Source organism: Bacillus sp. G16, from assembly GCF_021282335.1.
Lineage (GTDB): Bacteria > Bacillota > Bacilli > Bacillales > Bacillaceae > Bacillus > Bacillus inaquosorum.
On sequence record NZ_JAJSOZ010000014.1, the window covers coordinates 36,814 to 63,406 of the forward strand.

A 26,593-nucleotide genomic window follows, 5' to 3' on the forward strand; every position below is an offset into this window, starting at 1 on the left:
TTGATAAAACAGATACATATATGTAATAGAAAGGGAGTGTCCGACCTTGGGTATCAAACAATATTCACAGGAAGAGCTAAAGGAAATGGCTTTAGTTGAAATCGCTCACGAATTATTTGAAGAACATAAAAAACCAGTTCCATTTCAGGAGCTTTTAAATGAAATCGCATCTTTGCTCGGCGTGACAAAAGAAGAGCTTGGAGACCGCATCGCTCAATTTTATACAGATTTAAACATTGACGGCCGCTTCCTGGCGCTTTCTGACCAGACTTGGGGGCTTCGCAGCTGGTATCCGTATGATCAGCTTGACGAAGAAACGCAGCCGACAGTCAAGGCGAAAAAGAAAAAAGCGAAGAAAGCAGTCGAAGAAGATCTTGATCTTGACGAGTTTGAAGAGATCGACGAAGACGACATTGATTTAGATGAAGTCGAGGAAGAACTTGATCTTGACACCGACGATTTTGACGATGAAGATGACGACGATCTTGAGATCGAAGAGGATATTATTGATGAAGATGATGAAGACTATGAAGAAGAAGAAGAGGATCTCAAATAGTAAAAGATTTCATCTTCAAAACGATCTTGACTTTCATAGTCGAACTATGTAGTATGTATTTTGGGCTCTTCAAAAACGAAGAGAGAACATAGTACGTTATGCTCCCTTTCAAGAAATTGAAAGGGAGCTTTCTTATTTTCACCCCTCATTTTTCTTATAAATCATTTAAAAGGCTAAATGATTTTTTATAAAATAGTACATTTTAAAAATGTAGCTAAGAGCGAAGAGAGGAGCAAACGAAATGACGAAATATATTTTTGTAACTGGGGGAGTTGTATCCTCACTTGGAAAGGGTATTGTAGCAGCTTCATTAGGACGTTTGCTGAAAAACCGCGGAATGAATGTGACGATTCAAAAATTCGATCCATACATCAACGTTGACCCGGGAACAATGAGCCCGTACCAGCACGGTGAAGTATTCGTAACGGATGACGGCGCTGAAACAGACTTGGACCTTGGTCACTATGAGCGTTTTATCGACATCAACCTGAATAAATTCAGCAACGTGACAACAGGTAAAATTTATTCGACAGTTCTTAAAAAAGAACGCCGCGGAGACTACCTTGGCGGAACCGTACAGGTCATCCCGCACATCACAAACGAACTGAAAGACCGTGTTTACCGAGCGGGGAAAGAAACAAACGCAGATGTTGTCATTACAGAAATCGGCGGTACTGTCGGAGACATCGAATCACTGCCATTCCTTGAAGCGATCCGCCAAATGAAGAGCGACATCGGCCGTGAAAACGTAATGTACATCCACTGTACGCTTGTTCCTTACATTAAAGCTGCGGGCGAATTAAAAACAAAGCCGACACAGCACAGCGTAAAAGAATTGCGCAGCTTGGGCATTCAGCCAAACATCATCGTCGTTCGTACAGAAATGCCGATTTCTCAAGATATGAAAGACAAAATCGCGCTATTCTGCGACATCGATACAAAAGCGGTTATCGAGTGTGAAGATGCGGACAATCTTTACTCCATTCCGCTCGAGCTTCAAAAACAAGGGCTTGATAAGCTCGTTTGCGAGCACATGAAATTGGAATGCAAAGAGGCGGAAATGTCCGAGTGGCATGAGCTTGTGAACAAAGTCAGCAACCTGTCTCAAACGATCACAATCGGCCTTGTCGGTAAATACGTTGAGCTTCCTGACGCATACATCTCTGTTGTTGAGTCTCTCCGCCATGCGGGGTATGCGTTTGACACAGATGTAAAAGTAAAATGGATCAACGCGGAAGAAGTGACAGAAAGCAACATCGAAGAGCTCACAAGCGGAACGGACGGCATCATCGTGCCGGGTGGATTCGGAGACCGCGGTGTTGAGGGTAAAATCGTCGCAACAAAATACGCGCGCGAAAACAAAATTCCGTTCTTAGGCATTTGCTTGGGCATGCAGGTTGCGTCTATTGAATACGCACGAAACGTACTGGGCTTAAAAGGCGCTCACTCAGCGGAAATTGATCCGTCAACGCAATACCCGATCATCGACCTTCTTCCTGAACAGAAGGATGTTGAAGATCTCGGCGGAACGCTTCGTCTCGGCCTTTACCCTTGTAAGCTTGAAGAAGGCACGAAAGCCTTTGAAGTGTATCAGGATGAAGTGGTGTATGAGCGTCACCGCCACCGTTATGAATTCAACAACGAATTCAGACAGCAAATGGAAGACCAAGGCTTCGTATTCTCAGGCACAAGCCCTGACGGACGCCTTGTTGAAATTATCGAGCTGAAAGACCACCCTTGGTTCGTGGCTTCTCAGTTCCACCCAGAGTTTAAGTCAAGACCGACAAGACCTCAGCCGTTATTCAAAGGCTTTATCGGAGCGTCTGTCGAAGCTGCAAATCAGAAGTAATAAAAAAAGACTTGCCGTTTGTCAAAAGCGGGCAAGTCTTTTTTATTTGTTTCCGGCAAGAGACAGCATGTACAATAAGATATTATGCATACTCTTGCAGAATTTCTTTTAATGTAAACGATAAAGCATGGTAGACATACAGTGCTGTCATTAAAGAGGGAAATCCGTAACGGGTGCCGTCTTCATCGGGAACAAGCGGCATTTTTAATTTAGAATCAATATGCACATCACAATATTGTTCAATTCCCGCACTGTCTTTAGCTGCGGGCGATACGCATACGACTCCCGCACCTTTTTCATAAAGCTCTTTCGCAAGCGCCTGCTCTTCGGCTGTGCCCGTCCCTGAACAAAACATCAGCACCCTGTCGCTTTCTGTCACTTCCTCAGCGCTTTCTGGAAAGGCTTTGACAGATGGGAAGGGTTCTTTGCTTTCGGTGGCCTCATAAAAGACGCCCTGAAGCTCATTAGCTCCATATAAATAAATGGAATGCCCGCTGATCACCGCTTGAGCAAGCAGCCGCGCCCCATCTTCAATCGCGTCAGATTCCTTATCCTGAATGCGGGAAAAAATACCTGTTAACTGTGTCGTAAATATTTTCAACATAAGTGAATCCTCCTTTATAACGTACAATATCAGTATACAACAAAAGAGAAAATGCTCAGAAAATGTCGTAAAGTAGACTATTATAATTAAAGGAAATAGGAAAATCAAACAGAATACATACACTACTGCTTACTTTTGACGAAAATCATAATATTGGGGTGTAAAATGATGAATGAAAAAATTTTAATCGTTGATGATCAATACGGCATACGTATTTTGCTTAACGAAGTATTCAATAAAGAAGGCTACCAGACGTTTCAGGCTGCAAACGGCCTGCAGGCGCTTGACATCGTGACAAAAGAACGGCCCGACCTTGTGCTTCTGGACATGAAAATTCCCGGCATGGACGGTATCGAAATCTTAAAACGGATGAAGGTCATTGATGAAAACATCCGGGTGATCATCATGACGGCATACGGAGAGCTCGACATGATCCAGGAATCAAAGGAACTGGGCGCTTTGACGCACTTTGCGAAGCCGTTTGACATCGACGAAATCAGAGATGCCGTGAAAAAATATCTGCCCCTGAAGTCTAATTGACAAAAAGAAGAAACAAATGAATCATGTCATTGTGTTGCCGATTTGTCGAAAAGTTGGTATTCTAGTTATGGAGAAAAAGCGATCTGGTATTTACATATGACAGCAATAGATGGGTCATGCTAGGGTGGAAAGCTTTTTTCGCTAGAAGACAATCAGGCTACATAAGGAGGACATTCGACATGCCTTTAGTTTCTATGACGGAAATGTTGAATACAGCTAAAGAAAAAGGTTATGCTGTAGGACAATTTAACTTAAACAACCTTGAGTTTACTCAAGCGATTTTACAAGCAGCTGAAGAAGAAAAATCTCCAGTGATCCTTGGTGTTTCCGAAGGTGCGGGACGCTACATGGGCGGCTTCAAAACAGTCGTAGCTATGGTAAAAGCACTTATGGAAGAGTACAAAGTGACAGTTCCTGTTGCGATTCACTTAGACCACGGTTCAAGCTTTGAATCTTGTGCGAAAGCGATTCATGCAGGTTTCACATCTGTAATGATCGACGCTTCTCACCATCCATTTGAAGAAAACGTAGCAACAACTGCTAAAGTTGTTGAGCTTGCTCATTTCCACGGAGTATCTGTAGAAGCTGAGCTTGGAACAGTAGGCGGACAAGAAGATGACGTTATCGCTGAAGGCGTAATCTACGCTGATCCTAAAGAGTGCCAAGAGCTTGTTGAGCGCACTGGCATCGACTGCCTTGCACCTGCATTAGGTTCTGTTCACGGCCCTTACAAAGGTGAGCCAAACCTTGGCTTCAAAGAAATGGAAGAGATCGGAAAATCAACTGGTCTTCCGCTAGTTCTTCACGGTGGTACTGGAATTCCGACTGCTGACATCAAAAAATCAATTTCACTTGGTACAGCTAAAATCAACGTGAATACTGAAAACCAAATTTCTTCTGCAAAAGCTGTTCGCGAAACATTGGCAGCTAAGCCTGACGAGTACGATCCACGTAAATATCTTGGACCAGCTCGTGAAGCGATCAAAGAAACAGTTATCGGTAAAATGCGTGAATTTGGTTCTTCAAACCAAGCTTAATTCAATTGGAACGTTTATAGCCGCCTGACAGCTTGACAGGCGGTTTTCCGTCTATCTTTAGAAAGCGCAATCATATTCACAGTTCAGAAAATTTCTTACTCAGGGAGGCTTTTTGAAAATGTTATTTTTTGTTGATACAGCTAATATCGATGAAATTAGAGAAGCGAATGAATTAGGAATTCTCGCCGGTGTAACGACGAATCCTAGTTTAGTAGCAAAAGAAGCTAACGTATCATTCCACGACCGTCTTCGCGAGATCACAGACGTCGTGAAAGGCTCTGTAAGTGCAGAGGTTATTTCTTTGAAAGCTGAGGAAATGATCGAGGAAGGAAAAGAACTGGCGAAAATCGCACCGAACATTACGGTGAAAATCCCGATGACGTCTGACGGTTTAAAAGCGGTAAGAGCACTTACTGACTTAGGCATCAAAACAAACGTCACATTGATCTTCAATGCAAACCAGGCGCTTCTTGCTGCCAGAGCAGGGGCAACGTATGTATCACCATTCCTGGGACGTTTAGATGACATCGGCCACAACGGACTTGACCTGATTTCAGACGTCAAGCAGATTTTTGACATTCACGGTCTTGAAACACAAATCATTGCGGCGTCAATCCGCCATCCGCAGCACGTGACAGAAGCCGCTTTAAGAGGGGCTCATATCGGCACAATGCCGCTGAAAGTCATTCATGCGCTCACTAAGCACCCGTTAACAGACAAAGGAATCGAACAATTCCTGGCAGACTGGAATAAATAATGCAAAGGACGGCAAACAGCTTTATGCCTGTTTGCCGCGGCCTTTGTTTTTCACCGTCCTGATACAGCGGACCTTCAGATGCAAACGCCGCTTTACAGAGAAGGAATCATTGGGCTGCAGAAGCTGATATCGGAATGAAGGGTTTGCGTACTGCTTTTGCCGGATGACGACGATGTCTCTTGAGCCGGCGGGTCTCTGTGCAATTTTCGAAACCTGTGCCCCGCAAAGCTTCGCTATTTTCTTCCTGATATTTTACAATGTGTTGTATTCTTTCTCTTCGAATTGGCTAGATTTTGGACATGAGCTTTATTTGCAGAGACAGAATAAAATGACATTTTATTTAGCTCCGCAGCTATCTTCTTATGGAAGGAGACTATCATGGAAAAGTTGAATATTGCCGGCGGTGACTCGTTAAACGGTACAGTACATATCAGCGGCGCTAAAAACAGTGCTGTTGCATTAATACCTGCAACCATTTTGGCAAATTCCGAGGTGACAATTGAAGGGCTTCCAGAGATTTCAGATATTGAAACGCTGCGTGACCTGTTAAAGGAAATCGGCGGCAACGTGCATTTTGAGAATGGGGAAATGGTTGTTGACCCCACGTCGATGATCAGCATGCCGCTTCCTAACGGAAAAGTAAAAAAGCTTCGCGCGTCGTATTATTTAATGGGGGCGATGCTCGGCCGCTTCAAGCAGGCCGTCATCGGATTGCCCGGCGGTTGCCACTTGGGCCCCCGCCCGATTGACCAGCATATTAAAGGCTTTGAAGCACTTGGAGCTGAAGTAACCAATGAACAAGGCGCCATTTATTTGCGTGCTGAAAGGCTGAGAGGCGCACGCATTTATCTAGATGTCGTAAGTGTGGGGGCAACCATTAACATTATGCTTGCCGCTGTTTTGGCAGAAGGAAAAACGATCATCGAAAACGCTGCCAAGGAGCCTGAGATTATTGATGTCGCGACACTGCTTACAAGCATGGGCGCTAAAATCAAAGGTGCGGGAACCAATGTGATCCGAATCGATGGCGTGAAGGAACTGCACGGCTGCAAGCATACGATCATTCCGGACAGAATTGAGGCCGGGACATTTATGATTGCAGGGGCTGCAATGGGCAAGGAAGTCATTATCGATAATGTGATTCCCACTCATCTTGAGTCGTTAACGGCAAAGCTGAGAGAAATGGGCTATCATATCGAAACAAGCGACGACCAGCTTCTCATTGTCGGCGGGCAGAAGCACTTAAAGCCGGTTGATGTCAAAACCCTTGTATACCCGGGCTTTCCGACTGATTTGCAGCAGCCGATGACAGCACTCCTGACAAGGGCAAAAGGGACAAGCGTCGTCACGGACACCATTTACTCGGCAAGATTCAAGCACATTGATGAGCTGAGACGGATGGGTGCCAATATGAAAGTAGAAGGCAGATCTGCCATCATCACAGGTCCTGTCGAGCTTCAAGGCGCAAAAGTGAAGGCGAGTGATCTGCGTGCCGGAGCCTGTCTGGTCGTAGCCGGCCTGATGGCTGACGGCGTCACGGAAATTACGGGCTTGGAGCATATTGACCGCGGATACAGCACCCTTGAGAAGAAGCTCGAGGGGCTAGGAGCAACAATCTGGCGTGAAAGAATGACTGACGAAGAAATAGAACAGCTTCAAAATTCATAATGGTTTCTTGTGAGAGGAGATCGTGTTGAAATGGAAAGAAGTTTATCAATGGAATTGGTACGTGTGACCGAAGCTGCGGCATTGGCATCTGCAAGATGGATGGGCCGGGGGAAAAAAGATGAGGCTGATGAAGCGGCAACAAGCGCAATGAGAGACGTTTTTGATACAGTTCCGATGAAAGGAACCGTTGTGATCGGTGAAGGAGAAATGGACGAGGCGCCGATGCTGTATATCGGGGAAAAACTCGGAAACGGGTACGGCCCGCGCGTCGATGTTGCAGTTGACCCTCTTGAAGGCACAAACATCCTAGCAAGCGGCGGCTGGAACGCGCTGACGGTTATCGCCGTCGCAGACCACGGCACGCTTCTGAACGCTCCTGACATGTATATGCAAAAAATCGCAGTCGGTCCAGAAGCGGTGGGCTGTATTGATATTGAGGCACCTGTCATTGATAACCTTAAAGCGGTGGCAAAGGCGAAAAATAAGGACGTTGAGGACGTCGTTGCCACAATCTTAAACCGTGAAAGACACGCAAAAATTATTTCCGAGCTTCGTGAGGCCGGCGCCAGAATCAAATTGATCAATGATGGCGATGTCGCAGGCGCCATCAACACGGCTTTCGACCACACGGGCGTTGACATCCTGTTCGGATCAGGCGGAGCTCCTGAGGGTGTGCTTTCTGCTGTTGCGTTAAAAGCGCTGGGCGGAGAAATTATCGGTAAACTTCTTCCGCAAAGCGATGAAGAAATCACACGCTGCCACAAAATGGGCCTTGATTTAAGCAAAGTCCTCCGTATGGAAGACCTTGTGAAGGGTGATGACGCGATTTTTGCAGCTACCGGGGTAACTGACGGCGAGCTGTTAAAAGGCGTTCAATTCAAAGGCTCTGTCGGCACAACTGAAAGCTTAGTTATTCGTGCAAAATCAGGCACAGTCCGCTTCGTTGACGGCAGACACAGCCTGAAAAAGAAACCAAATCTTGTAATCCGTCCATAAAAAAAGAAAAAGCGGGTGTGAGCCCGCTTTTCTTTTGCAGAAAAGAGTCAACTCTATCAATTCCGTGTCAAAACCTTATTTCAGTTGAATAATTTTTTGAAATAAGGTAAAAATAAAGAGTGCTGCGATTTTTACTGCGTAATTCCTTCTTTTAAGCACTAGGAAAGTTTCAATTTCTACCGCATACAGACGATATAAGTATTGATCTTCTCATGTTTTTGTCCTCGCTTCCTTCAAAACTCATTAAGACAATCCTTTTAACAAAAGCGCCGATCATGGGTGGAAGTGTTACCGATAGAAGTTCCTTTATGTTAAAAAAAGAATGTGCTTTGGCGGATGTTGTGCAAAAGCAGCAGATTTACATGTGCAGAGTAAGATATTGACTATGAAAAGCGTGGTGTTTTTATGAAAGACGTATCTATTTCCTCTTTGGAAAATATGAAATTAAAAGAGCTTTATGAACTTGCAAGACATTATAAAATCTCCTACTACAGCAAACTGACAAAAAAAGAACTCATTTTCGCCATTCTGAAAGCGAATGCAGAACAGGAAGATCTGCTGTTTATGGAAGGCGTTCTTGAGATCATCCAGTCTGAAGGTTTCGGCTTCCTGAGACCGATCAACTACTCTCCAAGCTCAGAAGACATTTATATCTCAGCTTCACAAATCCGCCGTTTCGATTTGCGAAACGGAGACAAAGTTTCAGGCAAGGTTCGCCCGCCAAAAGAAAATGAGCGTTACTATGGACTTTTGCACGTTGAAGCAGTGAATGGAGATGATCCTGAATCAGCAAAAGAGCGTGTGCATTTCCCGGCGCTTACACCTCTTTATCCAGATCGTCAAATGGTGCTTGAAACAAAGCCGAACTTCTTGTCTACAAGAATTATGGACATGATGGCGCCGGTCGGATTTGGACAGCGCGGTTTGATTGTTGCGCCGCCAAAAGCCGGAAAAACGATGCTGCTGAAGGAAATTGCCAACAGCATTACAGCGAATCAGCCTGAAGCAGAGCTCATCGTGCTTTTGATCGACGAAAGACCGGAGGAAGTAACCGATATCGAGCGCTCTGTAGCTGGTGATGTCGTCAGCTCAACGTTTGATGAAGTGCCGGAAAACCATATCAAAGTGGCCGAGCTTGTGCTTGAGCGCGCAATGCGTCTCGTGGAACATAAAAAAGATGTTATCATCCTGATGGACAGCATCACACGCCTTGCCCGCGCCTACAACTTAGTGATTCCGCCGAGCGGAAGAACGCTTTCCGGAGGGATTGACCCAGCAGCGTTCCACCGCCCGAAACGCTTCTTCGGGGCAGCGAGAAATATCGAAGAGGGCGGCAGCTTAACCATCCTTGCTACGGCTCTTGTCGATACAGGGTCACGTATGGATGATGTCATTTATGAAGAATTCAAGGGAACAGGCAACATGGAGCTACACCTTGACCGCTCTCTGGCAGAGCGCCGCATCTTCCCGGCTATCGATATCCGCCGTTCAGGAACGCGCAAGGAAGAGCTGCTTGTGCCTAAAGAGCATCTTGATCGTTTATGGTCGATCCGAAAAACAATGTCTGATTCACCTGATTTCGCAGAAAAATTCATGAGAAAAATGAAAAAAACCAAAACAAACCAGGAATTTTTCGATATTCTCAATCAAGAATGGAAACAGGCAAATCTATCATCTGCTAGAAGATAAATTGTATTTGCAAAAGAAGTAAATCACTGATATAATTTTCTCATATGCGTTTCGGACAATGCTCCGAAATAATAACTCTGTTTCCACACGGGATTCAGGGCGGAAGGAGATGGATACAATGAAAGCAGGAATTCATCCTAATTTCAAAAAAGCAACAGTTAAATGCGCTTGCGGAAATGAATTTGAAACAGGCTCAGTAAAAGAAGAGGTACGCGTTGAGATTTGCTCTGAATGCCACCCATTCTACACTGGCCGTCAAAAATTCGCTTCTGCTGATGGTCGTGTTGATCGCTTTAACAAAAAATACGGTCTTAAGTAATAATAGATTTTTCAACAGGCAGGAAGCAGTCTTGCCTGTTTTTTATATTGTCTAAAACACAGCTGGCAGAGAGAGGGGAGCGGAGCCTATGTACATAATGAAACAAAGCGGGTGGCTTGAGCTGATTTGCGGCAGCATGTTCTCGGGGAAATCTGAAGAGCTGATCAGAAGAGTGAAGAGAGCGACTTACGCCAAGCAGGAAGTCAGGGTATTTAAGCCTGTGATTGATAATCGCTACAGCGAAGATGCTGTTGTCTCCCATAATGGAACATCCATGACGAGCTATGCCATTTCTTCTGCTGCGGACATTTGGGATCACATCAGTGAAAGTACGGATGTGATTGCGGTTGATGAAGTGCAGTTTTTTGATCGGGACATTGTTGAGGTTTTATCATCTCTTGCCGATAAAGGCTACCGTGTGATTGCAGCGGGTCTTGATATGGATTTTAGAGGAGAGCCGTTCGGCGTCGTCCCGGATATTATGGCGATTGCGGAAAGTGTGACGAAACTGCAAGCCGTCTGTTCCGTCTGCGGATCACCGGCGAGCAGAACACAGCGCCTGATTGACGGCAAACCTGCTTCTTACGATGATCCGGTCATAAAGGTGGGCGCATCCGAATCGTATGAAGCAAGATGCAGACATCATCACGAAGTCCCAGGAAAATCTAAAAATTAACCCAAAACATGGGTAAAAAGATAGAAAGCACCGTGTAAAAACACCGGTGTTTTTTTTATATTCTGATAACATCCAATTAAAAAATTTAATTAAGTGTATTAAAAAATTAAGTAATTTTCTTCCCTTGAATTTTGATTTTGACAGGCATAAAATAACTAACGTAATGTAAATAGTTTTGAGACATTGTTCGAATAATTGTCACAAAGTCGCATAAAGATCATGATCGGTCATATTTTAGATGGGTTATTACTTAACTTGGTTAACTATTTCAAGAAAGAAGGAGATTTGCTTGAATAACATAAAAAAAACGAAAGAAGGCCACTTAGAAACAACTCTTAGAGGGAAAGAAGTTTTATCTATTCCTACTTTAAATAAAGGCGTTGCTTTTTCAGTAGAAGAAAGACAAGAACTTGGCTTAGAAGGACTTCTGCCGCCAACTGTACTTTCTCTTGATCAACAAGCACAACGCGCATACGAGCAATTCCAAGCGCAGCCTGACCGCCTTCGTCAAAATGTTTACTTAAGTGATCTTGCAAACCGTAACGAAGTTCTTTTCTATAAATTGCTGAAAAACCATCTTCGCGAAATGCTTCCTGTTGTGTACACACCAACAGTTGGTGAAGCGATTCAGGAATACAGCCATGAATATAGAAGACCTCAAGGTATCTACTTGTCAATCGACAACATTGACGGTATTGAAAAAGCGTTTGAAAACCTTCATGCGACTGCAGGAGATATTGATCTTATCGTTGCTACTGACTCTGAAAGTATTCTCGGTATCGGTGACTGGGGTGTAGGCGGTATTAACATCGCAATCGGTAAATTGGCTGTTTACACTGCTGCAGCTGGTATTGACCCTAGCCGTGTTATCCCGGTTGTGCTTGATGTCGGTACGAACAACGAAAAACTTCTGAATGATCCTTTATATATTGGTAACAAGCATGAGCGTGTTAAAGGCGAACGCTATGAAGCTTTCATTGACGCTTATGTAAAAGCGGCATTGAAATTCTTCCCTAAAGCGCTTCTTCACTGGGAAGACCTTGGTAACAAAAATGCACGTAATATCATGAAAAAATACAATCATGAAATTCTTACATTTAATGATGATATCCAAGGTACAGGAGCGATCACACTTGCTGGTGTGCTTGCGGCGATGAAGAAAACTGGCGCTTCTATTAAAGATCAGCGTGTTGTTGTCTTCGGTGCTGGTTCTGCTGGTATCGGTATTGCTGACCAAATCCGCGACACAATGGTGCTTGCTGGATTATCTGAAGAAGAAGCTAACAAACGCTTCTACACACTTGATTACAGAGGCTTGCTGACTGAAGAAATCGAAGGCATCCTTGATTTCCAAAAACCTTACCTACGCAGTGCGGATGAAGTAAAAGACTGGAAGCGCGATGAAAAAGGCCAAATTCCATTCGATGAAGTGGTTCGCCAAGCGAAACCAACGATCTTGATTGGTACTTCAGGGGTTTCAGGTGCGTTCACAGAGGAAATTGTAAAAGAAATGGCATCTCACGTAGACCGTCCGGTTATCATGCCGATGTCTAACCCGACTCACCTTGCTGAAGCAGTTCCTGAAGATCTGTTCAAATGGACTGACGGAAAAGTGCTTATTGCAACAGGAAGCCCATTTGACAATGTAGAATACAACGGTGTTTCTTATGAAATCGGACAATCTAACAACGCATTCGCGTTCCCTGGTCTTGGACTTGGTTCAATTGTAGCTGAAGCGCGTATCATTACGCCTGCGATGTTTGCTGCAACTGCTGATGCGATTGCTGAAATGGTTGACTTCGAAACACCTGGAGCAGGATTGCTTCCAAGCATCGATAAGCTTCAAGAAGTTTCTATTCAAGTTGCGATTGCCGTTGCTGAAGCAGCAATTAAAGAAGGCGTAGCAAATCGTCAGCCTGAAGATGTAAAACAAGCTGTCCTTGATGCAATGTGGACACCTGAATACAAAAAAGTCATCGCGAAATAATTAGCGAGTAAATTTTTTCGTCCGAGGGAAAGCTTTTTGTAAAGCTAAAGTATACGGACATAGGATTTGGAGGAGAATATTTTGAGCATCTTAGATATCTTAATCCTCCTGGCACCGATATTCTTTGTTATTGTGCTGGGTTGGTTTGCAGGACATTTTGGAAGTTATGATGCCAAGTCGGCAAAAGGGGTAAGTACGTTAGTAACGAAATACGCACTTCCAGCTCACTTTATCGCTGGTATTTTGACAACTTCCAGAAGTGAATTTTTATCACAAGTTCCATTGATGGTTTCTTTAATTATTGGGATTGTTGGTTTCTATATCATCATTCTTTTGGTTTGCAGATTTATCTTGAAGTATGATTTAACGAACTCATCTGTATTTTCTTTGAACTCTGCACAGCCAACATTCGCATTTATGGGTATTCCTGTATTGGGAAGCTTGTTCGGGGCGAATGAAGTTGCGATTCCGATCGCGGTTACAGGTATCGTGGTAAACGCGATTCTTGATCCGCTTGCGATTATTATCGCTACTGTCGGTGAGTCTTCTAAGAAAAACGAAAAGGACGGCGACAGCTTCTGGAAGATGACAGGAAAATCAATCCTGCATGGCCTTTGTGAGCCGCTTGCAGCTGCTCCGTTAATCAGTATGATCTTAGTGCTGGTTTTCAACTTCACTCTTCCTGAGCTGGGTGTTAAAATGCTTGATCAGCTTGGAAGCACAACATCTGGTGTTGCTCTCTTCGCTGTCGGTGTTACTGTTGGTATCCGTAAAATCAAACTCAGTATGCCGGCTATCGGTATTGCGTTACTAAAAGTTGCGGTTCAGCCTGCGTTAATGTTCCTGATTGCTCTTGCAGTCGGACTTCCAGCTGACCAAATGACAAAAGCGATCCTTCTTGTTGCATTCCCTGGTTCTGCCGTAGCAGCCATGATTGCGACTCGTTTCGAGAAACAAGAAGAAGAAACTGCGACTGCGTTTGTGGTCAGTGCGATTCTGTCATTGATTTCACTTCCGATTATTATCGCGCTTACTGCGTAATCAAAAAAGCTCCCCGTAAAGGGAGCTTTTTTACTTTAGGTCTGAAATTTGAAAAGTGACAAAAGCGGTTTTTTTCTTGTTTTTGTTTTTTCAGAAGAAGCAGCAGTCTCGGGGATCGGCTGGGCGGTGAATTCTTTTATTTGCGAGGTCAGTGATTGCAGGTCTGCAAGGATGTCATCAATTTCTCTGCGGTGCTGAAGCAGCTGATAAGATACACCCTCATCGGCTTTTTGTTTTAGCTGGCGTTCCAGTTCCCCGATCCTTGCCAGCAGCTCGTTTTCGTCCTGCTTTTGCTGTAAAAGGGTGTCGAGCTTCTGTTCGAGCTGTTCGATTCTCCGTTCTGTGTCGCCATTTGTTTTTTGGACAAGGAAGCCTGTGCGCTTTTTAGTGCTTTGCGGCACATGAATATCCTGAATCGCCGTGCCTTCAGAAATTTGTTTTTGAACAGATTTTAGAACCTTTACATCTTCTACCGTAAACGAATAGTGTCCAAGCTCATTGCGTTCGGCCGGAAGATTCAGCTGCTTCACCCACCGCTGCACCGTTTTTGCGGAGACGCCGAGTTCACTTGCTACCATATTTGTATTCATGATCCCATACCTCCTTTTTAGCTAGGTATTCGACCATAGAATGCGGTTCCCTTCCTATTAGACAAAACAAGAAAAGATTCGGCAAAGAAAGTGGGTATCTCCTTTTTTTCTTCAAAAACCGTTACTGTTCATACAGCTCTAAAGGAAGCTGGTCCGGATCAAAAAAGAAGGTGAAACGCTTGCCGGTCAGCGGATCTATTCTGATCGGCTCTGTTTCGATTCCTTTTTCATGAAGCTTCTGAACTACCTTATCCAAGCTGCTGACTGTGAAGGCAAGGTGGCGCAGGCCTGCCGCTTCAGGCTGGGTTAGGCGCGCGGGCGGATCGGGAAACGAGAACAGCTCAATGACATACGTGCCGTTAAGCGACAAATCAAGCTTATAGGAGCCGCGCTCTTCGCGGTACGTTTCTTGAATGACTTGAAAACCAAGCTTATGTACGTAGAAAGCTTTCGACTTTTCATAATCTGAACATATGATTGCAATGTGATGTATGGATTTCAGCAACATCATCCCTCCTCGATTCCCAGTATAGCAGAGGAGGCTTTTCAAGCTGGGATTGAAATGCTTTTGACTGGGGTTAATCACTATACTATAATGAGAATGTTACGCACAGGAAAACAGAGGTGAAGACCGTGTTAGACCGTTTAAAGTCAATCGAAGAACGATACGAAAAATTAAATGAGCTTTTAAGCGATCCAGAAGTAGTCAACGATCCTAAAAAGCTAAGAGAATATTCAAAAGAGCAATCTGATATACAAGAAACAGTTGACGTATATAGACAATACAGAGATGCGTCAGAACAGCTGGCTGATGCAAAAGCGATGCTAGAAGAGAAGCTGGACGCTGAGATGCGCGACATGGTGAAGGAAGAGATTTCTGAACTTCAGAAGGAAACGGAAACACTGTCAGAACGCCTGAAAGTGCTCCTGATCCCGAAAGATCCTAATGACGACAAAAACGTTATCATGGAGATCCGCGGAGCTGCGGGAGGCGAGGAAGCCGCTTTATTCGCGGGCAGCCTGTACAGAATGTATTCCCGTTATGCCGAGCTTCAAGGCTGGAAAACAGAGGTCATGGAAGCGAGTGTAACCGGAACCGGCGGCTACAAAGAGATCATCTTTATGATTACGGGAAGCGGCGCATATTCTAAACTCAAATATGAAAACGGCGCCCACCGCGTACAGCGTGTTCCGGAAACAGAATCAGGCGGCCGTATCCATACATCAACTGCAACAGTAGCATGTCTTCCTGAGGCAGAAGAGGTAGAGGTTGACATTCATGAGAAGGATATCCGAGTCGATACGTTTGCATCAAGCGGACCGGGCGGACAAAGCGTTAACACAACAATGTCTGCCGTTCGTCTGACGCATTTGCCGACAGGTGTTGTTGTATCATGCCAGGATGAAAAATCTCAAATCAAGAACAAAGAAAAAGCAATGAAGGTTCTCCGTGCCAGAATCTATGATAAATTTCAGCAGGAAGCCCAAGCTGAATATGATCAAACACGGAAATCAGCAGTTGGATCAGGTGACCGCTCTGAGCGTATCCGCACATACAACTTCCCGCAAAACCGTGTGACGGATCACAGAATCGGCCTGACGATTCAAAAGCTTGATCAGATTCTTGAAGGAAAACTTGACGAAGTGGTTGAAGCGCTGATTGTTGAAGATCAGGCAAGCAAGCTTCAGCAGTCGGAAGGTTAAGATGAAGACGATATTTGAAGCCCTGAAATGGGCTTCTTCTTATTTAACCGAAGCGGGAAGAGAAGAAAATGCGGCTGAGCTTCTTTTGCTTTATGATACCGGAATGGACAGAAGCAAGCTGCTCGCCAGCTTACAGGAACCGATTGGCGAAGACGAACTGTATCGCTTTACGCGTCACGTTGAGATGCATAAAGAGGGCGTCCCGGTTCAGTACATTATCGGAAAAGAGTTTTTTTACGGACGGGAATTTATGGTGAATGATGACGTGCTGATCCCGCGGCCGGAAACAGAAGAGGTTGTCTATTATCTGCTTGAAAAATATCGGCATGTCTTTTCGGAAGACGGGCGGCTTGATGTCGTCGACGTCGGGACAGGAAGCGGCGCGATAGCCGTCACGCTTGCGCTTGAAAACAAAAACTTTTCGGTGTCGGCGGTTGATATTTCAAAAGAAGCGCTGCAAGTCGCCTCTGCCAATGCGGAAAAGCTCGGAGCGGATGTGCGCTTTTATCAGGGTGATTTGCTTGAGCCTTTTATTAAGGCAGGAAAAAAAGCGGATATTGTCGTCTCAAATCCTCCTTATATTTCAGAAGAAGAAATGGCTGACCTATCAGAGATTGTCCGTTTTCATGAGCCGCTGCACGCTCTCACTGATGGCGGAGACGGGCTGAAATTTTATAAGCGGTTTATGGAAGACATCCCGCTTGTCATGAAGGAGAAAGTGTTTGTCGTTTTTGAAATCGGATGGAAACAGGGCGAAGCGGTCAAAGAACTGATCCTCAAGGCGTTTAAACATGCGGAAGTGGAAGTGCTGAAAGATATTAACGGAAAAGACAGAACCATATGCGCTGTGATTCATAAAAATAAATAAGCAGCTTGCTGGCGAGTTGATGAATCAAGCTGTTTTAACACCAGCAAAGGGGATGTAAAGGATGAAAAAGGCCCTGACAGCAGGAATCTTGTTCATTGCGATTGAGAGCATGATTGGCACCATTTTTCCGCAGGCTCTTTCATATGAAGCGATTTTTGGCGTTGCGTCTCTCGTTTTGATTGGGCTCGCGATCATCATATCGGGTTTGGCTGTAAGCGGAAGTGATCAGCGGGCAAACTACCATTCAGAAACCAAAGAAGGCCGTACATCCCGCTTGAAAATGGCGGCTGCTTTCTTTGTCGCGGCGATACCTTCTATTCTATGTTATTTGCTGACGGTTTTGTTTTAATGAAAAAGGAAGCCTCTTAGGCTTCCTTTTTTTGGAGTAAAACAGAATCCCATATCCAATAGACAAGAGCTGTTAATACAGCGAAAAGATAGAAGGCCATATTTTGAAGCAGAGATTGTCCCGAAGGCTGCAGCACGCCGAAAATGATCGCGTTGGCAATAAAAGCTGCTACAAGGTAATACAGCAGATACAAAGGGCTGAACCGTTTCGGCTTTTTATTCATCATGAATTGAAGCGGCAGAGCGAATATCAAATAAGGAAACAGAAAATAAAATGCCATCGTTATGAGAGCGGCAATGATGAATGAATGGATATAAATAATTGAATAAAGAACCGACATTGTGAAGGCTGATAACAGCACTGTATAATTATATTTCATCTTTAAACCTCCTAAAACACTATCGTACCATAAATAAGATTAACAGCTTGCTAGATTTTTTTCACTCTGCACGTTTACCCCGGGCTCTCCTTGTCCATAATAGGGCTAGAAATAAAGCACGGAGAGGAACGGTGGGGACCGATGAAAAAAACAGTAATCATTTGTATATATATCTTTCTTTTATTATCCGGAGCACTTGTAGGGCTGGCAAAAGAAGAGACGGCACAGCAATCAGAAAATCAGCCGGTGGTCATACCGGATGAGGCGATTCGCCTGAGAATATTGGCAAACAGCGATAGTAATCAGGACCAGCAATTAAAGCGGCATATCAGAGACGCGGTCAATAAAGAAATCACAACCTGGGTAGAGGATATCACTTCTATAGAAGAAGCGCGGCGTGTGATTCGCTCAAAGCTGCCTGAAATCAAAGAAATTGCAAAGGAAACAATGGAAGAAGAAGGAGCAAACCAATCGATATCCGTTGATTTTGACAAAATCTCATTTCCGACAAAGCTTTACGGCAATATGGTATATCCCGCTGGCGAGTATGAAGCGATTCTGATTACGCTTGGAAATGGAGACGGCGCCAACTGGTGGTGTGTGCTGTTCCCGCCGCTCTGCTTTCTCGATTTTTCCAACGGAGAAGCCGTAAAAGAACAAGAAGATCAAGAAGCCTCAAAAAAGCAGACTGAAAAAGTGCTTGAGGACGTAACCGCTAAAGCGGAAAAAGCCAAAAAAGAAGAGAAGGAAGAGAATGAAGACGGCACAGAAGTGAAATTCTTCTTAGTCGAATGGATTTCCGACCTTTTTTCCTAATCACCTGGTCTAAAAATAGATTTGCCTCATAGATTGGAAGAAAGAATGCAAAAAAGGGGTGAACGGATGTTTTATCAACTGCGGGTGGCAAGGGAAAAAGACGGAGATGTGCTCGAGGAATTTCTAAAACAGGCGAAAACCAATTATGAAGGCGTGAAAGAAGGCTTCACCCAGTTTCTTATGCTGGAGGACAGCGAGAAAAACATTGCGGGATGTCTCGGAATTGAAAAAATCAGCTGTGATCAAGGGCTGCTGCGATCACTTGTGATATCGGACAAGCTTCACCAAGGTCATATTGTGACACTCTTTCAGAGCATGGAGTTGCTGTGCGAAAAGCATCAGATCAAAACAGTATACTTAATAGCGAATCAGCATTCCTCTGCTGATTTCCTGACGGCCATGGGATTTGAACGAGCTGAAAGCGTACCGGAAGAGCTGTTTTCTTCTGATCATTTCTGTGAATCGCGGCAAACGGAAGGGGCCGTCTTGATGAAAAAACCGTCTGGATCAGTGTGATTTATACACATACTTATCCACTTCTTCATTAGCGTTGTCCACAATTTGTGGATAACGCTTGTTTTATTACAGGACATCTTTTATACTTTCAAAAGGATTACACGCGTAAAACTATCGTTTTATTGTTGTGAATAAGGAGTTTGGTCAGAAATGAAAACGAAAAGATGGTTTGTGGATGTAACTGATGAGTTATCCACAAATGATCCACAAATTGCACAAGCAGCCGCTTTGCTCCGGGAAAATGAGGTTGTTGCGTTCCCGACAGAAACGGTATACGGCCTCGGTGCAAACGCGAAAAGCACAGATGCCGTCAAAAAAATATATGAAGCGAAAGGGCGGCCGAGCGATAATCCCCTGATTGTCCACATTGCGGACATTAGCCAGCTTGATGATTTAACGGGTCCAGCGCCGGAAAAAGCGAAAACATTGATAAAACGGTTTTGGCCGGGAGCACTCACGCTCATTCTGCCTTGCAAACCTGGTGCACTCTCACCTCGTGTAACGGCAGGGCTTGAAACGGTTGCTATTCGAATGCCGGATCATCCGCTTGCTCTTGCGTTGATTCGCGAGTCGGGGTTGCCGATTGCAGCACCGAGCGCCAATCTATCAGGGAAGCCAAGTCCGACAAAGGCGGAACATGTGGCCTATGACTTGGATGGCCGCATAGCCGGAATTATGGACGGAGGCCCTACCGGGATTGGGGTTGAATCAACCGTACTTTCATGTGCTGGCGACATCCCTGTTCTTCTGCGCCCGGGCGGCATTACGAAAGAACAAATTGAAGCGGAGATCGGACCGATCCTTGTGGATAAAGGGCTCAGCGATCAAAATGAGAAGCCGATTTCCCCGGGGATGAAATATACACATTACGCGCCGACAGCGCCGCTTGCGATTTGCGAAGGCAACCCGGAGCGCATTCAGCACCTCATTCAAGAATATCAACAGGGCGGCAGACGGGTCGGTGTCCTGACGACAGAAGAAAACGCGGGCGTTTATTCCGCTGATTATGTGAAGAGCTGCGGCAGACGGGCTCAGCTTGAGACTGTTGCGGCAGGGCTGTATGATGCTTTACGCAGCTTTGATGAGAAGAAGGTGGATTTTATTATCGCAGAATCCTTTCCGGACACTGGCGTCGGACTCGCCATTATGAACAGGCTGATGAAAGCCGCCGGAGGAAGAGTGATTCGCTGAACACAGTCAGATGTTCTAACCCTTTTTGGACACGCATAGGCTAAAAAAGCGGGGCGTGTCCAAGGGGGTTATTTATGTATGTCGGATTTGTTCATAGGCGAACTGATTACATTAAGCATCATGGCGTTTGCTTTAGGGATGGATGCTTTTTCTGTCGGTCTCGGAATGGGCATGGTCAAACTCAGAAAAAAGCAGATATTCTATATTGGTTTTATCATCGGCCTCTTTCACGTTATCATGCCTCTCGGGGGGATGGCGGCCGGTAACATGCTGTCAGGGCTCCTCGGCGTGTTAGCGGTTTATATCGGGGGTTCGCTGCTTTTTGTTCTTGGGGTTCAAATGCTTATGGCTTCTTTTAAACAGTCAGAAGAACGACTTATGTCGCCGGCAGGGCCGGGCTTATTGCTGTTTGCCGTCGGCGTCAGCCTTGACAGCTTCTCCGTCGGTTTGAGCTTGGGGATATACGGCTCGCATCCGCTCCTCACAATTACCCTGTTCGGGCTGTTCAGCATGATTTTGACATGGCTGGGCCTGCTGATCGGAAAACAAGTGCAGTCATGGCTTGGCACATACAGCGAAGCGCTCGGGGGCATCATATTAATCGCATTCGGCCTAAAGCTGCTTTTGCCAATTTAATATACCAATAAAAGAAACGAAGTCGCCGTTTCTTTTTTCTTCATATATAATAGAGAAAAATAAGGGGTGACTGACATGAACATTATTTTTGTCTGTACTGGAAATACGTGCCGCAGCCCAATGGCTGAGGCGCTTTTTAAATCAATTGCAGAAGCGGAGGGGCTGAATGTCAGTGTCCGCTCGGCAGGCGTGTTTGCTTCGCCTAATGGGAGAGCGACGCCTCATGCAGTCGAAGCGCTGTTTGAAAAACACATTGCCCTTAATCATGTATCTTCTCCATTAACTGAAGAACATATGGAAGCGGCTGATTTGGTTCTGGCTATGACCCATCAGCATAAACAGATCATTGTCAGCCAATTTGGACGTTATCGTGATAAAGTATTCACGCTAAAAGAATACGTCACAGGCAGCTATGGGGATGTCATCGATCCGTTTGGCGGCTCAATTGACATCTATAAACAAACGAGAGATGAGCTTGAAGATCTTCTTCGGCAGCTGGCAAAACAGCTGAAAAAAGACAGCAGGTAAGTTGTCAGAAAATCTGCAAACAGGTCATTTGCAAATCCTGCGTGAAGGAGTAGAATATAGTGAAAAGCACATCATATGGTGTGAATCAAAGAGCGGACAGGCTGCGCGGTCAACAAAGCGAGCGGGCCGCATCACACACGCTGGGGAGGAAAAGCTGATGAAAGTAGCCATAGCATCGGATCATGGCGGCGTTCACATTCGAAATGAAATCAAAGAGTTAATGGACGAATTGCAAATTGAATATATTGATATGGGCTGTGACTGCGGCAGCGGATCTGTCGATTATCCGGATTATGCTTTTCCGGTGGCCGAAAAAGTGGTTAGCGGCGAAGTTGACAGAGGCATTTTAATTTGCGGGACAGGAATCGGCATGAGCATTTCCGCTAATAAAGTCAAAGGCATCCGCTGCGCGCTGGCGCACGATACATTCAGCGCAAAGGCAACGAGAGAGCACAATGACACAAACATCCTCGCGATGGGTGAACGGGTGATCGGCCCTGGTTTGGCGCGGGAAATCGCAGAAATCTGGCTGACTACTGAGTTTACCGGCGGAAGACATCAAAAGCGCATCGGGAAAATCTCAGATTATGAAGAGAAAAACCTGTAGGGGTGCTGTTCGATGAGTGAGATCAAACAAACGTGGAAGACGATGCTGTCTGAGTTTCAGGAACAAGCAGGATTGAAACAAGATCAGCTCTTTGTCCTTGGATGCAGCACGAGTGAAGTGGCCGGCAGCCGGATCGGAACATCAGGCAGCGAAGACATTGCGGAAAGCATCTACAGCGGACTTGCTGAGCTCAAGGAAATAACGGGTATCCATCTGGCATTTCAATGCTGTGAGCATTTGAACAGAGCGCTTGTAGTTGAAGAGGAGACGGTTCAGCTGTTTAGGCTTCCGGCCGTTTCTGCTGTACCAGTTCCAAAAGCGGGCGGGGCGATGGCTGCTTATGCGTTTAAGCAGATGAAGTCTCCTGTTCTTGTCGAAACCATTCAGGCTGACGCCGGAATAGACATCGGCGATACATTTATCGGCATGCATTTGAAGCCGGTAGCTGTCCCTGTGCGTGTTGCTCAAAACAGTCTCGGGTCAGCACATGTGACATTAGCGCGCACGCGGCCGAAACTGATCGGCGGAGTGCGGGCGGTTTATGGGTGCGAATGAAAGGACTGCGTGGCCAGTCTTTTCTTTTATTTTTAAGGCAGTAAAATAAATCCCGAACTTTAATTTAAATTTAAGTTATCAATATTCGTTTTTACCAATAAAAATTTTGATTTTTTAAAAATAATCTTTTACATCGGCCTAAAAAACCATGTACAATAGTGGTGGTAAAAACAAAGAACAGGATACGGATAGGAGAGGATCTCGCTGATGAAACATTTACCTGCGCAAGACGAACAAGTGTTTAACGCCATTAAAAATGAGCGTGAACGCCAACAGACTAAGATCGAATTGATTGCTTCTGAGAACTTTGTAAGTGAAGCGGTTATGGAAGCACAAGGATCTGTTTTGACAAATAAATACGCTGAAGGATATCCGGGCAAACGCTACTACGGCGGATGTGAGCACGTCGATGTTGTTGAAGATATCGCTCGTGACCGCGCGAAAGAGATCTTTGGAGCGGAGCATGTAAACGTTCAGCCGCACTCAGGCGCACAAGCAAACATGGCAGTGTACTTCACGATTTTGGAGCAAGGCGATACTGTACTTGGGATGAACCTCTCCCACGGCGGCCATTTAACACACGGAAGTCCAGTCAACTTCAGCGGTGTTCAATATAACTTTGTTGAGTATGGCGTAGATAAAGAAACTCAATATATTGATTACGATGACGTGCGTGAAAAAGCCCTTGCCCATAAGCCGAAGCTTATCGTAGCAGGAGCAAGTGCGTATCCTCGTACAATCGACTTTAAGAAATTCCGTGAAATTGCTGATGAAGTCGGCGCTTACTTCATGGTGGATATGGCGCATATCGCAGGACTTGTTGCGGCAGGCCTTCATCCAAACCCGGTTCCTTACGCTGATTTCGTTACAACAACAACACATAAAACACTTCGCGGACCTCGTGGCGGTATGATCCTTTGCCGTGAAGAGTTCGGCAAGAAAATTGATAAATCGATCTTCCCTGGAATTCAAGGCGGCCCGCTGATGCACGTTATTGCCGCAAAAGCTGTTTCATTCGGCGAAGTATTGCAGGACGATTTCAAAACATATGCACAAAACGTCATTTCAAATGCAAAACGCCTGGCTGAAGCGTTAACGAAAGAGGGCATCCAGCTCGTTTCAGGCGGAACTGACAACCACCTGATCCTTGTTGACCTTCGTTCTCTCGGACTGACAGGTAAGGTTGCAGAGCATGTGCTTGATGAAATCGGTATTACGTCTAACAAAAACGCAATTCCATACGATCCGGAAAAACCTTTCGTAACAAGCGGTATCCGTCTTGGTACAGCTGCTGTGACAAGCCGCGGTTTTGACGGAGATGCATTGGATGAAGTCGGTGCCATCATTGCGCTTGCATTGAAAAACCACGAAGATGAAGGAAAACTTGAAGAAGCAAGACAGCGCGTAGCTGCTTTGACTGGCAAGTTCCCTCTATATAAAGAATTAGATTACTAAGATTGAAAAACCCGCTCGGGCTTATGCCCGGCGGGTTTTTTGACGATGTCCTTGAAACTCAATGTCTTTTTTTGTAGAATCAATAGAAGTGTGAAATTGTCGATGGGACAATAAAAAAGGAGCTGAAACACTGTATGGGAAAGGTTTATGTATTTGATCATCCTTTAATTCAGCACAAGCTGACATATATTCGGAATGTAGAGACAGGCACGAAGGATTTTAGAGAGCTTGTAGACGAAGTAGCCACGCTTATGGCGTTTGAAATTACCCGTGATCTCCCTCTAGAGGAAGTGGATATCAACACACCGGTTCAGACTGCGAAATCGAAAGTCATCTCAGGAAAAAAACTTGGAGTGGTTCCTATCCTCAGAGCAGGTTTAGGAATGGTTGAAGGCATCTTAAAACTGATCCCTGCGGCAAAAGTGGGACATGTCGGTCTGTACCGTGATCCTGAAACCTTAAAACCCGTGGAATACTATGTGAAGCTTCCTTCTGATGTGGAAGAACGTGAATTCATCGTGGTTGACCCGATGCTGGCTACAGGCGGTTCCGCAGTTGAAGCGATTAACAGCCTGAAAAAACGCGGTGCGAAAAACATCCGTTTCATGTGTCTCGTAGCTGCGCCTGAAGGTGTGGAAGAATTGCAGAAGCATCATTCAGACGTGGATATTTACATCGCGGCCCTTGATGAAAAATTAAATGAAAAAGGTTATATCGTTCCCGGTCTCGGAGATGCAGGAGACCGTATGTTTGGAACAAAATAAAAGGAAAACTCCCGAAAGGGGGTTTCTTTTTTTATCCAGTTTTTTGCTATTCGGTGAATCTGTATACAATTATAGGTGAAAATGTGAACATTCTGTGGAGACGTAAAGTATAAAAAGTTTTTTAACTTTAAACAGATTGACACATGTTAGGGGCTATTGTATGCTAAACGAGGGTATTATGAGAAGGTTTTCATAGCTTTCATTATAGTCCTCATCCTCAATGTAAATCCTCTCAGCAAACCCGTATTATGAGGATTTATTTAAGCGAATGAAACAGCATCCCTGCAAGGCTTGCGGATGAATGATTTTTTCGAACAGGCCCGTTTTGCCGGACAAAAAAGGTCTTCTACTAGGGTTAACCGCTGATTTATGCCGTATCTAAGCTATACATTATTTTTTCATCAGGAGACAGATAATTGATGGACGATCCCAAGCTTACATTTAGCAGACAACGCAAATACTTATTGTTCATTTTGGCAGTGTATGTACTGGGTTATGGTTTAACAGCGTATAAAACCGTTTTTTTAGGCCTTATTCTGGGAACTGTTTTCAGTTTGTTTAATTTTTTACTGCTCGTCAGGAGAATGAACGCCTTTGACAGAGCCGTTGAGAAAGGAAAGTCCATACGATCTCTTGGGAGCGCAGCGCGGTGGTGCAATGCGATTCTTGCTGCGGCTGTCGCCTATAAAAATCCCGAGCATTTTCATATGGCAAGTACAGTTATTGGATTAATGACAATATACCCTGTCATTATGATAGATTCCTTTATCCAGCTTAAACGTTCATCAATGGAAGAGAGGTGAAAACCCTTTGAATCATGAATACAGAACTATTGAATTTCTAGGTCTTACTTTTAATCTGACAAACATTCTGATGATTACTGTGGCGAGTGTGATTGTTTTATTGATTGCTATATTAACGACAAGAACGCTTTCGATCCGTCCCGGAAAAGCCCAGAATTTTATGGAATGGGTTGTTGATTTCGTCCGCAATATTATCGGCAGTACAATGGATTTGAAAACAGGGGCTAACTTCTTGGCACTTGGTGTCACATTGCTGATGTACATATTTGTGTCGAATATGCTGGGGCTGCCGTTCTCTATTACAATCGGACATGAGCTCTGGTGGAAATCTCCGACAGCCGATCCTGCCATTACATTAACGCTAGCCGTGATGGTTGTTGCTTTATCCCATTACTATGGTGTGAAGATGAAAGGACTCAAGGAATATTCCAAAGACTATTTAAGACCTGTTCCATTCATGCTCCCGATGAAAATCATCGAAGAGTTTGCGAATACGCTGACTCTCGGGTTGCGGCTTTATGGTAACATCTTCGCCGGTGAGATTCTTCTCGGCCTGCTTGCGGGATTGGCGACAAGCCATTATTCACAAAGCGTGGCTCTCGGTCTTGTCGGTACACTCGGCGCCATTCTGCCGATGCTGGCATGGCAGGCATTCAGTTTATTTATAGGTGCCATCCAAGCGTTTATCTTTACAATGCTGACGATGGTGTACATGTCTCATAAAATCAGTCATGATCATTAAAACATTATATCCAAACGGATAACATTTTAAAGGAGGAACTTTTTCATGAATTTAATAGCAGCTGCGATTGCAATTGGTTTAGGCGCACTTGGTGCAGGTATTGGTAACGGTTTGATTGTTTCACGTACGGTAGAGGGGATTGCCCGTCAGCCGGAAGCAGGTAAAGAACTTAGAACTCTTATGTTCATGGGTATCGCATTAGTTGAAGCCCTTCCTATTATCGCTGTCGTTATCGCATTCTTAGCGTTCTTTGGCTAAGCATAAAAGCCTTATATGAACTAAAAATGGCGAAGATCATTCCAAGAGAACCTTCGCCATTGCTTTATGTCTGATAAGCATCCCGCCTTGCCGGCTGAAAAGAGACAAGTGCG

Annotated in this window: 31 protein-coding genes and 1 pseudogene; 28 read left to right on the forward strand and 4 right to left on the reverse strand. The window is 44.9% G+C overall.

Annotated elements, in window-relative coordinates:
• The first annotated feature begins 46 nt into the window (after positions 1-46).
• Positions 47-556 (forward strand): DNA-directed RNA polymerase subunit delta, encoded by a 510-nt coding sequence (rpoE, locus tag LWH95_RS16335; RefSeq protein ID WP_232919996.1) that lies wholly within the window; start codon positions 47-49, stop codon positions 554-556.
• 241 nt (positions 557-797) lie between these two features.
• Positions 798-2,405, forward strand: coding sequence for a glutamine hydrolyzing CTP synthase (gene pyrG / locus LWH95_RS16340; protein ID WP_003235830.1), 1,608 nt, complete (start codon positions 798-800; stop codon positions 2,403-2,405).
• An 82-nt stretch (positions 2,406-2,487) separates the two neighbouring features.
• Here pyrG and LWH95_RS16345 read toward each other — a convergent pair whose 3' ends face one another.
• Positions 2,488-3,009, reverse strand: coding sequence for a DUF2529 domain-containing protein (locus tag LWH95_RS16345; RefSeq protein WP_024572667.1), 522 nt, complete (start codon positions 3,007-3,009; stop codon positions 2,488-2,490).
• Between the two features lie 165 nt (positions 3,010-3,174).
• Between LWH95_RS16345 and spo0F the strand changes: the two genes are divergently transcribed.
• The 11 genes and pseudogenes from spo0F (at position 3,175) to LWH95_RS16400 (ending at position 13,719) form a co-directional block, all read left to right on the forward strand.
• Positions 3,175-3,549, forward strand: coding sequence for a sporulation initiation phosphotransferase Spo0F (spo0F, locus tag LWH95_RS16350; protein WP_003227621.1), 375 nt, complete (start codon positions 3,175-3,177; stop codon positions 3,547-3,549).
• A gap of 179 nt (positions 3,550-3,728) precedes the next feature.
• On the forward strand, positions 3,729-4,586 hold the full coding sequence (locus LWH95_RS16355; RefSeq protein ID WP_003243339.1) for a class II fructose-bisphosphate aldolase: 858 nt from the start codon (positions 3,729-3,731) through the stop codon (positions 4,584-4,586).
• A gap of 118 nt (positions 4,587-4,704) precedes the next feature.
• Positions 4,705-5,343 carry a fructose-6-phosphate aldolase gene (gene fsa / locus LWH95_RS16360; RefSeq protein ID WP_003235823.1) on the forward strand — a complete coding sequence of 213 codons (639 nt, stop codon included), beginning with the start codon at positions 4,705-4,707 and terminating at the stop codon, positions 5,341-5,343.
• A gap of 378 nt (positions 5,344-5,721) precedes the next feature.
• A complete protein-coding gene (locus LWH95_RS16365; RefSeq protein WP_003235821.1) occupies positions 5,722-7,011 on the forward strand; it encodes a UDP-N-acetylglucosamine 1-carboxyvinyltransferase in 1,290 nt (429 codons plus the stop codon).
• Between the two features lie 30 nt (positions 7,012-7,041).
• Entirely contained in the window at positions 7,042-8,007 is a 966-nt protein-coding gene (gene glpX, locus LWH95_RS16370) for a class II fructose-bisphosphatase (protein WP_003235818.1), read from the forward strand.
• A 212-nt stretch (positions 8,008-8,219) separates the two neighbouring features.
• Positions 8,220-8,382, forward strand: a pseudogene (locus tag LWH95_RS16375) (hypothetical protein).
• Positions 8,383-8,412: 30 nt separating this feature from the next.
• Entirely contained in the window at positions 8,413-9,696 is a 1,284-nt protein-coding gene (gene rho, locus LWH95_RS16380; RefSeq protein ID WP_003221939.1) for a transcription termination factor Rho, read from the forward strand.
• 118 nt (positions 9,697-9,814) lie between these two features.
• Complete coding sequence (gene rpmE / locus LWH95_RS16385) at positions 9,815-10,015, forward strand: 50S ribosomal protein L31 (RefSeq protein WP_003151132.1); 201 nt, start codon at positions 9,815-9,817, stop codon at positions 10,013-10,015.
• A gap of 88 nt (positions 10,016-10,103) precedes the next feature.
• Positions 10,104-10,691 (forward strand): thymidine kinase, encoded by a 588-nt coding sequence (locus LWH95_RS16390; RefSeq protein WP_232919997.1) that lies wholly within the window; start codon positions 10,104-10,106, stop codon positions 10,689-10,691.
• Between the two features lie 289 nt (positions 10,692-10,980).
• The gene (gene malS, locus LWH95_RS16395; protein ID WP_232919998.1) at positions 10,981-12,678 is read left to right on the forward strand and encodes an oxaloacetate-decarboxylating malate dehydrogenase; all 1,698 of its coding nucleotides are present in this window, start codon (positions 10,981-10,983) and stop codon (positions 12,676-12,678) included.
• 81 nt (positions 12,679-12,759) lie between these two features.
• The gene (locus tag LWH95_RS16400) at positions 12,760-13,719 is read left to right on the forward strand and encodes an AEC family transporter (RefSeq protein ID WP_003235811.1); all 960 of its coding nucleotides are present in this window, start codon (positions 12,760-12,762) and stop codon (positions 13,717-13,719) included.
• Positions 13,720-13,754: 35 nt separating this feature from the next.
• Here LWH95_RS16400 and racA read toward each other — a convergent pair whose 3' ends face one another.
• Together racA and gloA2 are read right to left on the reverse strand one after the other, a co-directional pair.
• Positions 13,755-14,309, reverse strand: a complete 555-nt coding sequence (racA, locus tag LWH95_RS16405; RefSeq protein WP_232919999.1) for a chromosome-anchoring protein RacA — start codon at positions 14,307-14,309, stop codon at positions 13,755-13,757.
• 121 nt (positions 14,310-14,430) lie between these two features.
• On the reverse strand, positions 14,431-14,817 hold the full coding sequence (gene gloA2, locus LWH95_RS16410) for an SMU1112c/YaeR family gloxylase I-like metalloprotein (protein WP_232920013.1): 387 nt from the start codon (positions 14,815-14,817) through the stop codon (positions 14,431-14,433).
• Between the two features lie 125 nt (positions 14,818-14,942).
• Between gloA2 and prfA the strand changes: the two genes are divergently transcribed.
• The 3 genes from prfA (at position 14,943) to LWH95_RS16425 (ending at position 17,230) form a co-directional block, all read left to right on the forward strand.
• Positions 14,943-16,013, forward strand: coding sequence for a peptide chain release factor 1 (gene prfA, locus LWH95_RS16415; protein ID WP_003235802.1), 1,071 nt, complete (start codon positions 14,943-14,945; stop codon positions 16,011-16,013).
• A 1-nt stretch (position 16,014) separates the two neighbouring features.
• Positions 16,015-16,881: a peptide chain release factor N(5)-glutamine methyltransferase gene (gene prmC, locus LWH95_RS16420; protein ID WP_148982423.1), complete on the forward strand. Its 867-nt coding sequence runs from the start codon at positions 16,015-16,017 to the stop codon at positions 16,879-16,881.
• 61 nt (positions 16,882-16,942) lie between these two features.
• Positions 16,943-17,230, forward strand: a complete 288-nt coding sequence (locus tag LWH95_RS16425) for a DUF5316 family protein (protein WP_232920000.1) — start codon at positions 16,943-16,945, stop codon at positions 17,228-17,230.
• Between the two features lie 16 nt (positions 17,231-17,246).
• On the opposite strand, the gene LWH95_RS16430 is transcribed toward LWH95_RS16425, so the two are convergent.
• A complete protein-coding gene (locus LWH95_RS16430; protein ID WP_060399714.1) occupies positions 17,247-17,609 on the reverse strand; it encodes a UPF0715 family protein in 363 nt (120 codons plus the stop codon).
• Between the two features lie 141 nt (positions 17,610-17,750).
• Between LWH95_RS16430 and spoIIR the strand changes: the two genes are divergently transcribed.
• The 12 genes from spoIIR to atpE all read left to right on the forward strand — a co-directional run bounded on the left by spoIIR (position 17,751) and on the right by atpE (position 26,480).
• Complete coding sequence (gene spoIIR / locus LWH95_RS16435; RefSeq protein WP_003235794.1) at positions 17,751-18,425, forward strand: stage II sporulation protein R; 675 nt, start codon at positions 17,751-17,753, stop codon at positions 18,423-18,425.
• Between the two features lie 66 nt (positions 18,426-18,491).
• Positions 18,492-18,941, forward strand: coding sequence for a GNAT family N-acetyltransferase (locus tag LWH95_RS16440; RefSeq protein ID WP_148982594.1), 450 nt, complete (start codon positions 18,492-18,494; stop codon positions 18,939-18,941).
• A gap of 150 nt (positions 18,942-19,091) precedes the next feature.
• The gene (locus LWH95_RS16445; RefSeq protein WP_232920001.1) at positions 19,092-20,132 is read left to right on the forward strand and encodes an L-threonylcarbamoyladenylate synthase; all 1,041 of its coding nucleotides are present in this window, start codon (positions 19,092-19,094) and stop codon (positions 20,130-20,132) included.
• A gap of 78 nt (positions 20,133-20,210) precedes the next feature.
• Positions 20,211-20,768 carry a manganese efflux pump MntP gene (locus LWH95_RS16450; protein ID WP_003235788.1) on the forward strand — a complete coding sequence of 186 codons (558 nt, stop codon included), beginning with the start codon at positions 20,211-20,213 and terminating at the stop codon, positions 20,766-20,768.
• Between the two features lie 75 nt (positions 20,769-20,843).
• Positions 20,844-21,296, forward strand: coding sequence for a low molecular weight protein arginine phosphatase (locus LWH95_RS16455; protein ID WP_232920002.1), 453 nt, complete (start codon positions 20,844-20,846; stop codon positions 21,294-21,296).
• A 157-nt stretch (positions 21,297-21,453) separates the two neighbouring features.
• The gene (rpiB, locus tag LWH95_RS16460) at positions 21,454-21,903 is read left to right on the forward strand and encodes a ribose 5-phosphate isomerase B (protein WP_029316922.1); all 450 of its coding nucleotides are present in this window, start codon (positions 21,454-21,456) and stop codon (positions 21,901-21,903) included.
• Positions 21,904-21,915: 12 nt separating this feature from the next.
• On the forward strand, positions 21,916-22,458 hold the full coding sequence (locus tag LWH95_RS16465) for a TIGR01440 family protein (RefSeq protein WP_232920003.1): 543 nt from the start codon (positions 21,916-21,918) through the stop codon (positions 22,456-22,458).
• 207 nt (positions 22,459-22,665) lie between these two features.
• Entirely contained in the window at positions 22,666-23,913 is a 1,248-nt protein-coding gene (gene glyA, locus LWH95_RS16470) for a serine hydroxymethyltransferase (protein WP_003235780.1), read from the forward strand.
• A gap of 134 nt (positions 23,914-24,047) precedes the next feature.
• Positions 24,048-24,677 carry a uracil phosphoribosyltransferase gene (gene upp, locus LWH95_RS16475; RefSeq protein ID WP_003235778.1) on the forward strand — a complete coding sequence of 210 codons (630 nt, stop codon included), beginning with the start codon at positions 24,048-24,050 and terminating at the stop codon, positions 24,675-24,677.
• A 419-nt stretch (positions 24,678-25,096) separates the two neighbouring features.
• Positions 25,097-25,480 (forward strand): ATP synthase subunit I, encoded by a 384-nt coding sequence (gene atpI, locus LWH95_RS16480; RefSeq protein ID WP_003221899.1) that lies wholly within the window; start codon positions 25,097-25,099, stop codon positions 25,478-25,480.
• A 7-nt stretch (positions 25,481-25,487) separates the two neighbouring features.
• A complete protein-coding gene (gene atpB / locus LWH95_RS16485) occupies positions 25,488-26,222 on the forward strand; it encodes a F0F1 ATP synthase subunit A (protein WP_003235776.1) in 735 nt (244 codons plus the stop codon).
• Between the two features lie 45 nt (positions 26,223-26,267).
• Positions 26,268-26,480: a F0F1 ATP synthase subunit C gene (atpE, locus tag LWH95_RS16490; RefSeq protein ID WP_003151167.1), complete on the forward strand. Its 213-nt coding sequence runs from the start codon at positions 26,268-26,270 to the stop codon at positions 26,478-26,480.
• Positions 26,481-26,593: the final 113 nt, after the last annotated feature.

Excerpts from the sequence above, each read along its gene's own strand:
- LWH95_RS16440 (WP_148982594.1), top strand. The coding sequence starts at position 18,492 with ATGTTTTATCAACTGCGGGTGGCAAGGGAAAAAGACGGAGATGTGCTC.
- LWH95_RS16425 (WP_232920000.1), top strand. The coding sequence starts at position 16,943 with ATGAAAAAGGCCCTGACAGCAGGAATCTTGTTCATTGCGATTGAGAGC.
- rpmE (WP_003151132.1), top strand. The coding sequence starts at position 9,815 with ATGAAAGCAGGAATTCATCCTAATTTCAAAAAAGCAACAGTTAAATGC.
- glyA (WP_003235780.1), top strand. The coding sequence starts at position 22,666 with ATGAAACATTTACCTGCGCAAGACGAACAAGTGTTTAACGCCATTAAA.
- rho (WP_003221939.1), top strand. The coding sequence starts at position 8,413 with ATGAAAGACGTATCTATTTCCTCTTTGGAAAATATGAAATTAAAAGAG.
- spo0F (WP_003227621.1), top strand. The coding sequence starts at position 3,175 with ATGATGAATGAAAAAATTTTAATCGTTGATGATCAATACGGCATACGT.
- atpI (WP_003221899.1), top strand. The coding sequence starts at position 25,097 with ATGGACGATCCCAAGCTTACATTTAGCAGACAACGCAAATACTTATTG.
- LWH95_RS16430 (WP_060399714.1), bottom strand. The coding sequence starts at position 17,609 with ATGAAATATAATTATACAGTGCTGTTATCAGCCTTCACAATGTCGGTT.
- gloA2 (WP_232920013.1), bottom strand. The coding sequence starts at position 14,817 with ATGTTGCTGAAATCCATACATCACATTGCAATCATATGTTCAGATTAT.
- LWH95_RS16345 (WP_024572667.1), bottom strand. The coding sequence starts at position 3,009 with ATGTTGAAAATATTTACGACACAGTTAACAGGTATTTTTTCCCGCATT.
- pyrG (WP_003235830.1), top strand. The coding sequence starts at position 798 with ATGACGAAATATATTTTTGTAACTGGGGGAGTTGTATCCTCACTTGGA.
- prmC (WP_148982423.1), top strand. The coding sequence starts at position 16,015 with ATGAAGACGATATTTGAAGCCCTGAAATGGGCTTCTTCTTATTTAACC.
- racA (WP_232919999.1), bottom strand. The coding sequence starts at position 14,309 with ATGAATACAAATATGGTAGCAAGTGAACTCGGCGTCTCCGCAAAAACG.
- spoIIR (WP_003235794.1), top strand. The coding sequence starts at position 17,751 with ATGAAAAAAACAGTAATCATTTGTATATATATCTTTCTTTTATTATCC.
- atpE (WP_003151167.1), top strand. The coding sequence starts at position 26,268 with ATGAATTTAATAGCAGCTGCGATTGCAATTGGTTTAGGCGCACTTGGT.
- LWH95_RS16390 (WP_232919997.1), top strand. The coding sequence starts at position 10,104 with ATGTACATAATGAAACAAAGCGGGTGGCTTGAGCTGATTTGCGGCAGC.
- LWH95_RS16445 (WP_232920001.1), top strand. The coding sequence starts at position 19,092 with ATGAAAACGAAAAGATGGTTTGTGGATGTAACTGATGAGTTATCCACA.
- rpiB (WP_029316922.1), top strand. The coding sequence starts at position 21,454 with ATGAAAGTAGCCATAGCATCGGATCATGGCGGCGTTCACATTCGAAAT.
- fsa (WP_003235823.1), top strand. The coding sequence starts at position 4,705 with ATGTTATTTTTTGTTGATACAGCTAATATCGATGAAATTAGAGAAGCG.
- LWH95_RS16365 (WP_003235821.1), top strand. The coding sequence starts at position 5,722 with ATGGAAAAGTTGAATATTGCCGGCGGTGACTCGTTAAACGGTACAGTA.
- glpX (WP_003235818.1), top strand. The coding sequence starts at position 7,042 with ATGGAAAGAAGTTTATCAATGGAATTGGTACGTGTGACCGAAGCTGCG.
- LWH95_RS16450 (WP_003235788.1), top strand. The coding sequence starts at position 20,211 with ATGTCGGATTTGTTCATAGGCGAACTGATTACATTAAGCATCATGGCG.
- LWH95_RS16355 (WP_003243339.1), top strand. The coding sequence starts at position 3,729 with ATGCCTTTAGTTTCTATGACGGAAATGTTGAATACAGCTAAAGAAAAA.
- LWH95_RS16465 (WP_232920003.1), top strand. The coding sequence starts at position 21,916 with ATGAGTGAGATCAAACAAACGTGGAAGACGATGCTGTCTGAGTTTCAG.
- LWH95_RS16455 (WP_232920002.1), top strand. The coding sequence starts at position 20,844 with ATGAACATTATTTTTGTCTGTACTGGAAATACGTGCCGCAGCCCAATG.
- upp (WP_003235778.1), top strand. The coding sequence starts at position 24,048 with ATGGGAAAGGTTTATGTATTTGATCATCCTTTAATTCAGCACAAGCTG.